At 68.0% G+C, this 13,280-nt stretch carries 11 protein-coding genes and 1 tRNA gene; 11 read left to right on the top strand and 1 reads right to left on the bottom strand.

What is annotated here, in order from left to right; translation table 11 throughout:
• The first annotated feature begins 74 nt into the window (after positions 1 to 74).
• The 10 genes from pyk to VIR15_RS04495 all read left to right on the top strand — a co-directional run bounded on the left by pyk (position 75) and on the right by VIR15_RS04495 (position 10,067).
• Positions 75 to 1,532, top strand: coding sequence for a pyruvate kinase (gene pyk, locus VIR15_RS04540; RefSeq protein WP_331926285.1), 1,458 nt, complete (start codon positions 75 to 77; stop codon positions 1,530 to 1,532).
• A 163-nt stretch (positions 1,533 to 1,695) separates the two neighbouring features.
• Positions 1,696 to 1,778 (top strand) — tRNA-Leu (locus tag VIR15_RS04535).
• 19 nt (positions 1,779 to 1,797) lie between these two features.
• Positions 1,798 to 2,421, top strand: a complete 624-nt coding sequence (locus tag VIR15_RS04530) for an ANTAR domain-containing response regulator (RefSeq protein WP_331926284.1) — start codon at positions 1,798 to 1,800, stop codon at positions 2,419 to 2,421.
• Positions 2,422 to 2,592: 171 nt separating this feature from the next.
• Complete coding sequence (locus VIR15_RS04525) at positions 2,593 to 3,786, top strand: branched-chain amino acid ABC transporter substrate-binding protein (RefSeq protein WP_331926283.1); 1,194 nt, start codon at positions 2,593 to 2,595, stop codon at positions 3,784 to 3,786.
• 90 nt (positions 3,787 to 3,876) lie between these two features.
• Positions 3,877 to 4,800, top strand: coding sequence for a branched-chain amino acid ABC transporter permease (locus VIR15_RS04520; RefSeq protein ID WP_331926282.1), 924 nt, complete (start codon positions 3,877 to 3,879; stop codon positions 4,798 to 4,800).
• A complete protein-coding gene (locus VIR15_RS04515) occupies positions 4,797 to 6,539 on the top strand; it encodes a branched-chain amino acid ABC transporter permease (protein ID WP_331926281.1) in 1,743 nt (580 codons plus the stop codon). Before VIR15_RS04520 ends, VIR15_RS04515 begins: the two co-directional genes overlap by 4 nt.
• Positions 6,536 to 7,363 carry an ABC transporter ATP-binding protein gene (locus VIR15_RS04510; RefSeq protein WP_331926280.1) on the top strand — a complete coding sequence of 276 codons (828 nt, stop codon included), beginning with the start codon at positions 6,536 to 6,538 and terminating at the stop codon, positions 7,361 to 7,363. Before VIR15_RS04515 ends, VIR15_RS04510 begins: the two co-directional genes overlap by 4 nt.
• A 5-nt stretch (positions 7,364 to 7,368) precedes the next feature.
• Positions 7,369 to 8,073 (top strand): ABC transporter ATP-binding protein, encoded by a 705-nt coding sequence (locus VIR15_RS04505; RefSeq protein ID WP_524538089.1) that lies wholly within the window; start codon positions 7,369 to 7,371, stop codon positions 8,071 to 8,073.
• Positions 8,074 to 8,197: 124 nt separating this feature from the next.
• Positions 8,198 to 9,304, top strand: a complete 1,107-nt coding sequence (locus tag VIR15_RS04500) for a hypothetical protein (RefSeq protein ID WP_331926278.1) — start codon at positions 8,198 to 8,200, stop codon at positions 9,302 to 9,304.
• A gap of 175 nt (positions 9,305 to 9,479) precedes the next feature.
• Positions 9,480 to 10,067 (top strand): GNAT family N-acetyltransferase, encoded by a 588-nt coding sequence (locus VIR15_RS04495; protein ID WP_331926277.1) that lies wholly within the window; start codon positions 9,480 to 9,482, stop codon positions 10,065 to 10,067.
• A gap of 17 nt (positions 10,068 to 10,084) precedes the next feature.
• Here the strand turns inward: VIR15_RS04495 and VIR15_RS04490 are convergent, their stop codons facing one another.
• The gene (locus tag VIR15_RS04490; RefSeq protein WP_331926276.1) at positions 10,085 to 10,504 is read right to left on the bottom strand and encodes a PaaI family thioesterase; all 420 of its coding nucleotides are present in this window, start codon (positions 10,502 to 10,504) and stop codon (positions 10,085 to 10,087) included.
• Between the two features lie 78 nt (positions 10,505 to 10,582).
• Between VIR15_RS04490 and polA the strand changes: the two genes are divergently transcribed.
• Entirely contained in the window at positions 10,583 to 13,258 is a 2,676-nt protein-coding gene (gene polA, locus VIR15_RS04485; RefSeq protein ID WP_331926275.1) for a DNA polymerase I, read from the top strand.
• Positions 13,259 to 13,280: the final 22 nt, after the last annotated feature.

The raw sequence follows: 13,280 nt of genomic DNA, 5'->3' as shown, positions 1-13,280 counted from the left end.
CCAGCACTCCCGCACTTCGTCCAAGGGTGAACCCCGCCACGTGACCCAGGTCACACGAGCCATAAGGTTGAGTCATGCGTCGCGCCAAGATCGTCTGCACGATCGGACCCAAGACCTCGTCCCCCCAGCAAATCCGAGCCCTCGTCGACGCGGGCATGGATGTCGCCCGCCTCAACCTGTCGCACGGGGAGCAGTCCCTCCACGCGCAGGTGTACCGGGACGTGCGGGCCGCGAGTGACGAGTCGGGCCGCGCCGTCGGCATCCTCGTCGACCTCCAGGGTCCCAAGATCCGGACCGGGCGGTTCTCGGACGGCCCGATCACCCTCTCGCCGGGCCAGCGATTCACCATCACGACCCGTGACGTCGAAGGTGACGACACGGAGGTCGGCACGACCTACGCCGGCCTGCCCACGGACGTCCGGCCCGGGGATGTCCTGCTCATCGACGACGGCAAGGTGTGCCTGCGGGCGGTGGACGTCACCGAGACCGACATCATCACCGAGACAGTCATCGGCGGCCCGGTCTCGGACAACAAGGGCATCAACCTGCCCGGGGTTGCGGTGAGCGTGCCCGCGCTGTCGGAGAAGGACCGCGACGACCTCCGCTTCGCCATGAACCTGGGCGCCGACATGATCGCCCTGTCCTTCGTGCGCTCCGCGAGCGACATCACGGACGTCCACGAGGTCATGGACGAGTTCGGCTACCGGGTCCCCGTCATCGCCAAGATCGAGAAGCCCCAGGCGGTCGCCAACCTCGAGGAGATCGTCCAGGCCTTCGACGGCATCATGGTTGCGAGAGGAGACCTCGGCGTCGAGATGCCCCTCGAGGACGTGCCCATCGTGCAGAAGCGTGCTTGCGAGCTCGCGCGGCGGGAGGCCAAGCCGGTCATCGTCGCGACCCAGGTGCTCGAGTCGATGATCGAGAACCCGAGGCCGACGCGGGCCGAGGCGTCGGACGCCGCCAACGCGGTGCTCGACGGTGCTGACGCCATCATGCTCTCCGGCGAGACCTCCGTGGGAGCCTGGCCGATGGAGGCGGTCACGACGCTGGCTCGCATCATCGAGTCGACCGAGGAGCACGGCTTCGACAAGATCTCGCCGGTACGTGCCTCGATCACGACGGCGGCGGGCGCGGTCACCAAGGCGGCCGTGGAGATCGGCGACGTCATCGACGCCAAGTTCCTCATCACCTTCACGGAGACGGGGGGCTCGGCGCGCCGCCAGGCGCGGCTGCGCCCCAAGCGGCCGATGCTGGCCTTCACGTCGCAGCAACGCACGCGGTCGCAGCTCGCCCTGGTGTGGGGCATCGAGACCTACCTCGTGTCACGGATGTCGCACACGGACCAGTTCGCGATGCAGGTGGACCTCAACCTCATCCCCGAGGGTCGAGTCGCAGTCGGCGACCGCGTCCTCATCGTCGCTGGGTCGCCGCCCGGCATCCCCGGCTCGACGAACGCCCTTCGAGTCCATCGGATCGGGGACGCGGTGAGCCGGGCCGCGCCGGCGTACAACCCCGACGAGGTCACCGCCTGAGCGAGGCGATGTGGACGGCCAGCCCCTCACCGATCGAGTGAACAGCTTTCGGGCCGCCCGGCGGAGCCGCGCACCCCGAAAGCTGTTCACTCGATTGGTGTCGCTGGGTCCCCGCGGTTTCGTTCGGGAGGGAGCCACCCCGGTATGCTGGCCCGGCACCTCTGCCGGGGTGGTGGAATGGCAGACACGGAGCACTCAAAATGCTTTGGCCGCAAGGTCGTGCGGGTTCAAGTCCCGCTCCCGGCACACAGATAGGGTTTGACCCGTGAGCACAGAGCAGAGCACCACCCGGGACAACCACGCTGGCGACCGCGGGGCCACCCGCATCCTCGTCGCGGAGGACGAGGCCCTGATTCGCCTCGACCTCGTCGAGATGCTCGGCGAGCAGGGCTACGAGGTCGTCGGCCAGGCGAGCAACGGCGAGCAGGCGGTCGAGCTTGCCAAGGAGCTCCGGCCGGACGTCGTCATCATGGACGTCAAGATGCCGGTCCTCGACGGGCTCTCCGCTGCCGAGCAGCTCCACGAGGCCAAGGTGTGCCCGGTCATCATGTTGACGGCATTCAGCCAGACCGAGCTCGTCGAGCGCGCCCGGGACGCGGGGGTGATGGCCTACATCGTCAAGCCGTTCACGGCCGACGACCTGCGTCCGGCCATCGACATCGCCCACTCGAGGTGGCTCGAGCTGACGGCTCTGGAGGCGGAGGTCGCCGATCTGGGGGAGCGGCTCGAGACGCGCAAGCTCGTCGACCGTGCCAAGGGCGTGCTCATGACGCAGCTGAAACTGTCGGAGGCCGACGCGTTCCGCTGGATCCAGAAGACCGCCATGGACCGCCGCCTCGGGATGAAGGAGGTTGCGGAGGCGGTCATCAACGGCTTCCCGACGAACTGAGCGAGAGGCGTCCGGTGAGCGGATACGCCACCGGGTTGAGGTCCTCAGGTCACGACACGGTCACCGATCCGGCCAAGAGGGGTGACGTGGCGCCGCGATGGCTCTAATGTCCTCCTCAGCCCCTCGACCGAGGGATGTGTGACATCAGGAGGACAAGCAGTGCGTTCCCACATGAAGTTTGCGGTGCCCATCGTGGTCGCCGCTCTGGCCCTGAGCGCCTGTGGCACTCGCGGCGAGGATTCCAACGCCGGGTCGACCGGCGGCGCCAAGAAGACCGTCAAGATCGGCGTCATCGCGCCGCTGTCCGGTGACCTCTCCGCGCTCGGCAAGGGCATCCAGCACTCGGTCGAACTCGCAGTGATGCAAGCCAACCAGGAGAATGCGATCCCTGGCTGGGAGATCAAGGTCGAGCCCGTGGACGACGAGGGCAAGGCCGACGTCGGCAAGAACGGCGCCACCAAGCTCGCCGCGGACGACCAGGTCGCCGGCGTCGTGGGCAACCTCAACTCCAGCGTGTCGCAGCAGACCCAGCCGGTCTTCGCGGCCGCCAACATCGTGCAGATCTCGCCGGCGAACACCGGCCCGTCGCTCACACGTGGCGCGGACGGCAACACCCGTCCCTACAAGACCTTCTTCCGCACCTGCACCACGGACATCACGCAGGGCGCGTTCGCTGCGAAGTTCCTGCTGGACCAGGGCATCAAGTCGGTTGCGACGATCCACGACAAGAAGACGTACGGCCAGGGCCTCGTCCAGTACTTCACCGAGGCCTTCAAGGCCGGCGGCGGCACCATCGTCGCCGCGGAGACGATCAACCCGGACGAGTCCAACTACGGCCCGGTCGTCTCCAAGGTCGCTCCGGCCAAGCCCGCCGCGGTCTACTACGGCGGTGAGTACCCGCAGGCCGGGCCGCTCTCGCAGCAGATGAAGGCCGCCGGTCTGAACGTCCCCCTCATGGGTGGCGACGGCATCTTCGACCCGACGTTCATCCAGCTGGCGGGCGCCACGTCCAACGGCGACCTCGCTACCTCGGTCGGTGAGCCGACCGACAAGTCCGACGCGGGCAAGAAGTTCCTCGCCGACTACGAGGCCGCCAAGTTCGCCGAACCGGCCGCTGCCTACGGTGGCTACTCGTACGACGCCGCCAAGGCGATCATCGAGGGCCTCAAGGTCGCCCTCAAGGACGCGTCCGACGTCAAGAACCAGCGTCAGGCGATCATCGACGCGGTCGGCAAGGTCTCCTTCGCCGGTGTGACGGGCCAGGTTGCCTTCGACGAGTTCGGCGACACCAAGGTCAAGGTCATCTCGGGCTACAAGGTGGAGGACGGCAAGTGGGCCTTCGTCAAGTCGGAGAACCTCGCCTGATCCGGATCATCAAATGACAGAGTTCGGCCAGGGGCGGGCACTACCGTCCCTGGCCGAACGCGTCGACATCGAAAGGTGGTTCCGGCACACATGACCGAATTGCTACAACAGCTGGTCAACGGCCTGACCCTCGGTTCCCTCTACGCGTTGATTGCGGTCGGCTACACCGTGGTCTACGGCATCATCCAGCTCATCAACTTCGCCCACGGTGAGATCTTCATGATCGGGGCCTTCGGCGCCCTGGCCACGTGGACCTTGCTCTTCGAGGGCACGACCGCCCTCTGGGTGCTTCCCATCATGCTCCTCGGTGCCGTCATCGCCTCGGTGACGACGGCCGTGTTGATGGAGCGTTTCGCCTACCGTCCCCTGCGCGGAGCGCCACGGCTGGCCCCGCTCATCACCGCAATCGGCATCTCCGTGGCCCTCCAGGAGGCGATCCGCCTCTTCTACCCCGGCGCGAAGAGCAAGATCCCGTTCCCGCAGATCGACGTGGTGACGGGTCCCGCGCTCACCTTCGGTGGCGTCACCGTGCAGCGTGCCGCCGTGTTCACGGTCGGCGCGCTCCTGATGTCCGCGGCGTTCCTCTGGTGGTTCATCAACAGGACCAGGTCGGGACACGGAATGCAGGCGGTCTCGGAGGACCCCGACACCGCGCGACTCATGGGTGTCAACGTCGACCGGATCATCGTGATCGCGTTCGCCATCGGCGCGCTCCTCGCCGCGATCGCGGGCCTCGCGCAGGGCCTGCTCAACGCGAACATCGACTTCCGGATGGGCTTCCTCGCCGGCCTCAAGGCCTTCACCGCTGCCGTGCTCGGTGGAATCGGCAACATCATGGGCGCGGTCGTGGGCGGTCTCGTCCTCGGTGTCGCCGAGGCCCTGGCCGTGGGCTTCATCCCGGGCCAGTTCGGCGGGTCGGCGTGGAAGGACGTCTGGGCCTTCGTGCTGCTCATCGTCGTCCTCGTCTTCCGGCCCCAGGGCATTCTCGGCGCAAGGGTGGTGGACCGCGCATGAGCATCGACACCGACATCGAAGAAGCGCACGACGACACGGAGCGGGTCAGTCTCTGGGACCGCGTCGGTCGACCGGTCGCCCCCTTCGCGTGGCCCCTCACGCTGGCGGGTGCGGTCGTCCTCGGCGCAGGTTGCTTCCTCTCGTGGAGCTACACCAGCGACGTCCTGGGCGACCTGTCGATCGACTTCTATCCCGGCGCCGTCCAGATCCTGATGATCATCACCGCCGTGCTGGCGGTGCTCTTCGCCCTGATGTACCGAGGCCCGTTGAGCCACCTCGGCGAGTGGCTCAGTTCGGCAACTGCCCTGCGGACCCTCGGACTCGGGAGCACCATCTTCATGGCGCTCGTCATCGCGCTCATCGCGATCCAGTCAGGTGGGCTGGTCAACGTCATGCCGGGTGCCTGGGTCTCCTTCGCCGGGGCCGTCATCCTTCTCATCGGCTCGGCCGGCCTGACGCCCCGGGCCCACCGCGACCCGCTACACGCGAGCCTGCCGTCGTGGGTAGAGATCCTCACCATCGTCGTGCTGCTGGCCATCGTCCTCTTCGGGGTTGCCTACGTCCTGGGCATCGACGACGGGACGGTCTTCTCGCTCGTCGTCCTGTTCGTCGGCATCGTCTGCCTGGCCCTCGCCAGAGCCGGGTTCTTCACCTGGGTCGGCGTCATCGCGCAGACGCACCGGCGCGTCCTCATGCTCGGCGCTGTCGCCGTGGCGCTCCTGTTCCCGTTCACTCAGGGCGGCTCGGATGCGAACATGTCGATCGCCACCCAGGTGCTGATCTTCGCGGCCACGGCCCTTGGCCTCAACATCGTCGTCGGGCTCGCTGGCCTGCTCGACCTCGGCTACATCGCCTTCCTGGGCGCCGGAGCCTACGTCGGCGCGACGATGTCCTACTCAACCTTCGCCACGATCGGATGGAAGCCGCCGTTCCTCGTCGTGATGCTCATCGGTGGTTGCGTGTCGGCGACTCTCGGCCTGATCATCGGCTCACCGACCTTGCGAGTCTCGGGTGACTACCTCGCCATCGTCACGCTGGCCTTCGGTGAGATCTTCCGACTCTCGATGGGCAACCTCGACGGTCAGGACGGCCCGAAGCTGACGAATGGGCCGAACGGCATCCCCGCCATCCCCGACCTCGAGATCGGTTCGTTCAACTTCGGAGAGACGCACGATGTCCTGGGCATCACGCTGGGCCGCTTCGCCAACTACTACTTCGCGCTCCTCGTGTTGCTCGCGTTCGTCATCACCGTCTTCACGCGGCTCAACAACAGCCGCATCGGTCGAGGCTGGATCGCGATCCGTGAGGATGAGAAGGCAGCCGAGGCCATGGGGGTCAACACCTTCGCCCTCAAGCTCTTCGCCTTCGCCGGAGGTGCCTTCCTTGCTGGCCTGGCGGGCACGATCAAGGCCCACCACGACGTGTCGGTCACACCGGACCAGTTCATCTTCCTCGAGTCGGCCTTCCTGCTCGCGGCGGTCGTCCTCGGTGGCATGGGCACGGTCGCCGGAGTGCTCATCGGCGCCACGATCCTCAAGCTGCTCCCCGAGAAGCTGCGCTTCGTCGCTGACTACCGGCTGCTCATCTTCGGTCTGCTGCTCGTCCTCATGATGCGCTTCCGGCCGGAGGGCATCATCGCGAGCAAGCGGCGTCAGCTCGAGTTCCACGAGGCGGATGAGGAGCTCGCCACCCGCATCGAGGAAGTCCACCTCGTCGAGGAACAGGAGGCCAAGGCATGACCGCCGTCGACGAGATCACGCCCAGCGACCGCACGGCGGGCACGCCCGTACTCGAGGCGACCGGGGTCACCATGCGTTTCGGCGGCCTCACCGCCGTCAACGACGTCGCGATGAGTGTCCAGGAAGGCGAGATCGTCGGGCTGATCGGGCCAAACGGCGCCGGTAAGACGACCTTCTTCAACTGTCTCACCGGCATGTACAAGCCCACCGAGGGACGCGTCCGCCTGCTCGGCACGGATCTGCCGCCCAAGCCGCGTGCCGTCGTCAACGCAGGGATGGCGAGGACGTTCCAGAACATCCGCCTCTTTGGCAACATGACCGCTCTCGAGAACGTCATGGTGGGGCGGTATTGCCGGACGAGCTCCATGGCGCTGACCTCGATCCTCCGTGGTCCGAAGTTCCGGCGCGAGGAGCGGGAGTCGCGCGAGCGCGGCCAGGAGCTGCTCGACTTCGTCGGGCTCGGCAGGTCGACTGAACACCTGGCGCGCAACATGCCCTACGGGGACCAGCGACGCCTCGAGATCGCCCGTGCCCTGGCCACCGACCCGAAGCTCCTCCTGCTGGACGAGCCGACCGCCGGCATGAACCCCAGGGAGACGCAGCAGGCGAGCGACCTGATCTTCCGGATCCGTGACAGCGGGCTGGCGGTCGTGGTCATCGAGCACGACATGCGCTTCATCTTCAACCTCTGCGACCGGGTGCTCTGTCTCGTTCGCGGCGAGGTCCTCGTCGAGGGGACCCCGCACGAGGTGCAGTCCGACCCCAGGGTCATCGAGGCCTATATCGGCGGCGCCGCCGACGACGAGGAGGATGAGCAGGAGTGAGCGCCATGCTCGAGGTCAAGGACCTCGTCATCTCGTACGGCAAGATCAAGGCGGTCAAGGGGATCAGCTTCACGGTCGACGAGGGTGAGGTGGTCACCCTCATCGGCACCAACGGTGCCGGGAAGACGACGACCTTGCGGACCATCTCTGGCCTCATGCGACCGAGTGCAGGCTCGATTCGCTTCCAGGGCAAGCGGATCGACAACGTCGCGGCGCACGACATCGTGAGTCTCGGCATCGCCCACTCGCCGGAGGGCCGCCGCATCTTTCCGCGCCTCTCCGTCGAGCAGAACCTGCGACTCGGGGCGTTCGCGCGCCGGGACCGCGAGATCGACAAGGACCTCCAAGCGGCATACGAGCTCTTCCCGATCCTGGGCGAGCGACATCAGCAACCGGCAGGCACCTTCTCCGGCGGTGAGCAGCAGATGCTGGCGATGGGTCGGGCCATGATGAGCCGCCCGAAGCTGCTCATGCTCGACGAGCCATCCATGGGGCTTTCGCCGATCATGATGAAGCGCATCATGTCCACCGTGACCACGCTGCAGCAGCAGGGCACGACGATCCTGCTCGTCGAGCAGAATGCCCAGGCCGCGCTCCAACGGGCCAACCACGGCTACGTTCTCGAGGTCGGCAAGATCGTGCTCAAGGGCTCGGGCAAGGAGCTCCTCGCAAGCGACGAGGTGCGGAAGGCCTATCTCGGCGAGGACTGACAGGCAGATCACCACCGTGCGCGGAGGGCGACGGATCGGGGCTCACCAGGGGGTGCGCTCCGATGGCGGTCGCCGTCCGCCACGGGGGCGTCAGCCGCTGGCTGCGGCTCTCCTGGCCTTCCTCGTGGCTGTCGTCCTGACGGCCTGCCACGGCGGAGGGACCGAGCTCGTGTCGCCGACGGCCTCGGGCGGAGCGAACGAGGGGGCCTTGGCCTGGACCGAGCAGCCGCTGCCCGCCGGGATGGACGCGGTGACGCTCACCTCTGCCGGCGATGCGCTGGTCATCGGCGCGTGGGCTCCGGACCGTCCGAACCCGCACCTGCTCGTCCTCCGCGACCGCGACCTCGCCGAGGTGGACGTCGTCGGGAAGACCCCCTACGCGGCTGTCGCCCGCTGGCTGTCCGTCGCCTCCCGTGACGGGCAGATCGTCGCCGTCGGCGGGGCCAGGGGCGGAGCCCATGCCAACGTCCGGTGGACGGTCTGGGCAGGAGACCTGGGCGGCCACCCACCGCGCCTCGTGGAGCAGCCCCAGCCCTTCGGGGTCTTCGGGGGGTGGGGCGCGGGTGACCTGACCGGCATCGCGTTCGCCGGGACGGATCCCGTTGTGGCCGGGGCCTGGCAGAGCAGTCGGACCGGCAACGATGTCTCCCTCTGGTTCCGATCAGGAGATCGGTGGAAGCGACAGGACTCGACCGGTTCGCCCCTCGGAAGCACCCCACGTGCCCTGAACGGTGCCCGCTTCATCACGTCCACGGGCGACGGCCTAGCTCTCGCAGGCTCCGTCACCGACCTCGGCACCGGCTCCATCGCGTCAGTACCCGCCCTCTGGATGGCCCCCGGCGCACACGGCCCGTGGACGCTAGTCCGACTGCCGGCCTCGCAGCCGATCGCTGAGGCCCATGCGGCGCGCTGCGAGGGCGACACCTGCCTCGCGGTCGGCGCCGATGGCGGGACCCTCGCTGTCTGGGACGTTCGGGGCTCCACTGTGGCGCGGGTCGCCACGCCTGCGTTCACGGTGGCCGAGAAACACACCGTGCCGCCGCCGACCCGGATCCACGGCACCGATCTCATCGCGATGCCCGGGACGATACTGCAACGTGGCTCGTCGGGCTGGCGTCAACGATCGGGGCCGCCCGGTGTGCCGATCGCGTCGGCCGCGGTGGGCGACACGCTCTACGTCGCAACGACCGACGGCGGCGGCAGGGGTCGACTCTGGTCGGCCCGACCATGACCCCACGCCCCCGCCGACGGGCACGAGACGACGCAAGCAAGCCCAGCGGCATACGGGAATGTGTTCCGCACACTCACAAGGGGACACGCGATGTGGCACCCCCCCTCTTTCGCTCCGAACGTCATGGTCGTAGGGTCAGGCGCGTGGCTTCCGGGAACACAACTTGGAGGGACGTATGGGTCGTTCGCCAGTGACTGTCCAGCGGGTGGACGTGGGTCTACAGACTCCGTTCATCGAGCTCTGGACAGCGCATCGTGTCGAGGCGGGGACGACGCCCGAGGCGGCGTGTCGGCTGGCGGCCGACGGAACCCTTCGAAAAGCTTTGGCACGCAAGGATGTGACGGCGTACATCGCGTTCCTCGATGGCCGACCTGCCGGCTACGTTGTCATCGCGGACACCACGCGCAGTCTCCTCGTCGCCGCCCCCAGCGTCTCGATCGACATGCTCTACGTCCATGCGGACTTCCGGCGACAAGGGGTGGGCAAGGCCCTGCTGGCCGCGGCCTCCCGCTACGCCGACCGGAACGGGTGCGACCACCTGGTCAGCGCGGTGCCAGCACAGGATCGCGAGCTGAACCGGTTCTTTGCTCGGCTCGGCTTCGCCCCCGAGACGGTGCGTCGCGTCACCTCCTCGGCGGTCCTGCAACGCAAGCTTGCCGGCGAGCCTCGGAGCCAACGGTATTCGCTCGAGAAGGTGTTGCAGCGACGTCGTGACGTTCGGGCCCGCACGACCTCGGCGCAGCCACCCGGTGTCGTTGGCTGATCGGGTCGGGTTTGGGCTCAGGCCCCGGGAGCCCGATCGCGCAGCAGACAGCTGATGCGGGCGGTGCAGACGCGCCGGCCGTCCTCGTCGGTGATGACGACGTCGTAGCTTGCCACCGAACGGCCTCCGCTCAACAAGGTCGCCGTGCCGGTCACGACCCCCGAACGCGCCGCCCGGTGGTGCGTCGCGTTGATGTCGAGCCCGACGGCCACGCGGTCCTCGCCTGCCACCAGGGCCGCGCCGAACGACCCGAGAGTCTCGGCGAGCACGACGCTGGCGCCGCCGTGGAGCAGGCCGTAGGGCTGGGTGTTGCCTTCGACCGGCATGGTTCCGACAAGGCGCTCAGGGGTCGCTTCGGTGATCTCGATCCCCATCCGCTCGCCCAGGGCGCCCGCGCCCACCGCCCGGATCGACTCGAGGTGCGTGGTATCAGACATAGGGGGATCGTAATGCTGACGCGAGGGGCGTCCGAACGGGCTGCGCCCCTGTCGGCACCGGACACTAGGCTCTGCGGGGTGAGCCGACTTCTCCTCCTCGACGGACATTCGCTTGCCTACCGCGCGTTCTTCGCACTACCGGCCGAGAACTTCTCGACGGCCACCGGGCAGCACACGAACGCCGTCTACGGCTTCACCTCGATGCTCATCAACATGCTGCGCGACGAGCAGCCGACGCACGTGGTCGTCGCCTTCGACAAGTCGCGCCAGACCTTCCGCACGGAGGAGTACACCGACTACAAGGCAGGCCGGGCGCGCACCCCCGACGAGTTCGCCGGGCAGCTCCCACTCGTCAAGGAGGTGCTCGACGCGCTGCGGATCCGGTGGTGTGAGCTCGACGGCTACGAGGCCGACGACATCATCGCCACGATCGCGACCGAGGCCGACGCCAAGGGCCTCGAGGTCCTCATCTGCTCCGGCGACCGCGACACCTTCCAGCTCGTCAGCGACAACGTCACGATCCTCTACCCCGTGCGCGGCGTCTCCGAGGTGTGGCGGATGGGGCCGGCGCAGGTCGAGGAGAAGTACGGTGTGACCCCGGCGCGCTACAGCGACCTCGCGGCGATGGTGGGGGAGACGTCCGACAACCTGCCCGGCGTGCCGGGCGTCGGTCCCAAGACGGCCGCGAAGTGGATCGCCCAGTTCGGCGACCTCGACGGGATCGTCGCCGGGATCGACCAGATCAAGGGAAAGGCCGGGGACGCGCTTCGCGAGCACCTCGACCAGGTCCTGCGCAACCGGCGGCTCAACCAGCTCGTCAGGGACGTGGCCGTCGGGTGCGGCGTGGACGACCTCGAGCGAGCCCAGTGGGCCCGCGAGGAGGTCCACGAGGTCTTCGACCGCCTCGAGTTCCGCGTGCTGCGGGACCGACTCTTCAGCGAGGTCGAGGCCAGCGCCCCAGAGGCCGAGGAGGGCTTCGACGTCAACGGGGCGGTCCTCGAGCCGGGTGCGGTTGCCGACTGGGTCGCCGAACACCTGGCCCCTGGCGACCGCGCGGCTCTTTCGGTCGCTGGGACGTGGGCCCGTGGGACGGGAGACCCGACCGGGATCGCTATCGCGGCCGCGGACGACGCGGCTGCCTGGATCGACCTCACGGCGCTAACTCCCGAGGATGAGGCCGCGATCGGGGCGTGGCTCGAGGACGCCGGCCGACCCAAGGCGATGCACGATGCCAAGGGCCCGATCGAGGCGCTCGCCGCGAGGGGCTGGACCCTGGAGGGCCTCACCAGCGACACCCAGCTGGCGGCCTACCTCGTCAAGCCGGACCAGCGCACCTACCACCTCGACGACCTGGTGCTTCGCCACTTGCGGCGGGAGCTCAGCGGGACGACAACGACTGAGGGACAAGGGATTCTCGACTTCGACGGGGACGCCGAGGCGAAGGCGGCGCAGCAGGAGATGGTCCGCGCGACCGCGGTGCGCGACCTGGCCGCCGTGCTCGACGAGCAGGTGGAGGCGACGGGCGGCGCCGAGCTACTCGCGGACGTCGAGCTGCCGCTCATCCATGTGCTGGCCCGGATGGAGCAGATCGGGATCGCCGTCGACGCGCCCGGCCTGGACGCCCTCGAGAAGGACTTCGCTGCGAAGGTCGCGCAGGCCCAGCAGGACGCCTATGACGCGATCGGCGGCAACCAGATCAACCTCGGCTCGCCAAAGCAGTTGCAGGAGGTGCTCTTCGGGCAGCTCAACATGCCAAAGACGAAGAAGACCAAGACTGGCTACACCACGGACGCGGACGCGCTCAACGACCTGTACGTCAAGACTGAGCACCCCTTCCTCGAGGCGCTCCTGCGGCACCGGGACTCGGCACGCCTTCGGGTCACGGTCGAGGGGCTGCAGAAGTCAGTCGCGGACGACGGCCGGGTCCACACGACCTACCTGCAGACGATCGCCGCCACGGGCCGCCTGTCGTCGACCGATCCCAACCTGCAGAACGTCCCGATCCGCACCGAGGAGGGACGCCGCATCCGTGAGCTGTTCGTCGTCGGCGACGGCTATGAGGCGCTGATGTCGGCCGACTACTCGCAGATTGAGATGCGCGTCATGGCGCACCTGTCGGGCGACGAGGGGCTCATCGAGGCGTTCCGGTCGGGGGAGGACCTGCACCGCTACGTCGGGTCGAAGGTCTTCGGCGTGGCGCCTGAGGACGTCACGGCCCAGATGCGCTCGAAGGTGAAGGCCATGTCGTACGGGTTGGCCTACGGTCTGTCGGCGTTCGGGTTGTCGAAGCAGCTGACGATCAGCACCGAGGAGGCGCGGGGCCTCATGGACGGCTACTTCGAGCGGTTCGGCGGGGTGAGCGACTACCTGCGGGACGTCGTGGCGGTGGCTCGCGGCACTGGTTACACCGCAACGATGCTGGGGCGTCGCCGCTACCTGCCTGACCTCACGTCGAGCAACCGTCAGCGTCGTGAGGCGGCCGAGCGGATGGCCCTCAACGCGCCGATCCAGGGGTCGGCCGCGGACATCATGAAGGTCGCGATGATCGGCGTGGACCGGGCTCTGTCCAAGGCCGGGGCGGAGTCACGCATCCTCCTGCAGGTCCATGACGAGCTCGTCCTCGAGATCGCGCCGGGTGAGCGGGAGGACGTCGAGAAGCTGGTCCGTCACGAGATGGGCCATGCCGTCGAGATGGACATCCCGCTCGACATCAACGTCGGCGTCGGTCGCTCCTGGCACGACGCCGCGCACTGATCGCGCTCTCGCCCGATGTGAA

The organism is Intrasporangium sp., from assembly GCF_036566125.1.
Lineage (GTDB): Bacteria > Actinomycetota > Actinomycetes > Actinomycetales > Dermatophilaceae > Intrasporangium.
The sequence above is the reverse complement of the archived record's forward strand: the minus strand, read 5'-3'. Positions and strand labels throughout refer to the sequence as shown.

Excerpts from the sequence above, each read along its gene's own strand:
- pyk (WP_331926285.1), top strand. The coding sequence starts at position 75 with ATGCGTCGCGCCAAGATCGTCTGCACGATCGGACCCAAGACCTCGTCC.
- VIR15_RS04525 (WP_331926283.1), top strand. The coding sequence starts at position 2,593 with ATGAAGTTTGCGGTGCCCATCGTGGTCGCCGCTCTGGCCCTGAGCGCC.
- VIR15_RS04520 (WP_331926282.1), top strand. The coding sequence starts at position 3,877 with ATGACCGAATTGCTACAACAGCTGGTCAACGGCCTGACCCTCGGTTCC.
- VIR15_RS04515 (WP_331926281.1), top strand. The coding sequence starts at position 4,797 with ATGAGCATCGACACCGACATCGAAGAAGCGCACGACGACACGGAGCGG.
- VIR15_RS04510 (WP_331926280.1), top strand. The coding sequence starts at position 6,536 with ATGACCGCCGTCGACGAGATCACGCCCAGCGACCGCACGGCGGGCACG.
- VIR15_RS04505 (WP_524538089.1), top strand. The coding sequence starts at position 7,369 with ATGCTCGAGGTCAAGGACCTCGTCATCTCGTACGGCAAGATCAAGGCG.
- VIR15_RS04495 (WP_331926277.1), top strand. The coding sequence starts at position 9,480 with ATGGGTCGTTCGCCAGTGACTGTCCAGCGGGTGGACGTGGGTCTACAG.
- VIR15_RS04490 (WP_331926276.1), bottom strand. The coding sequence starts at position 10,504 with ATGTCTGATACCACGCACCTCGAGTCGATCCGGGCGGTGGGCGCGGGC.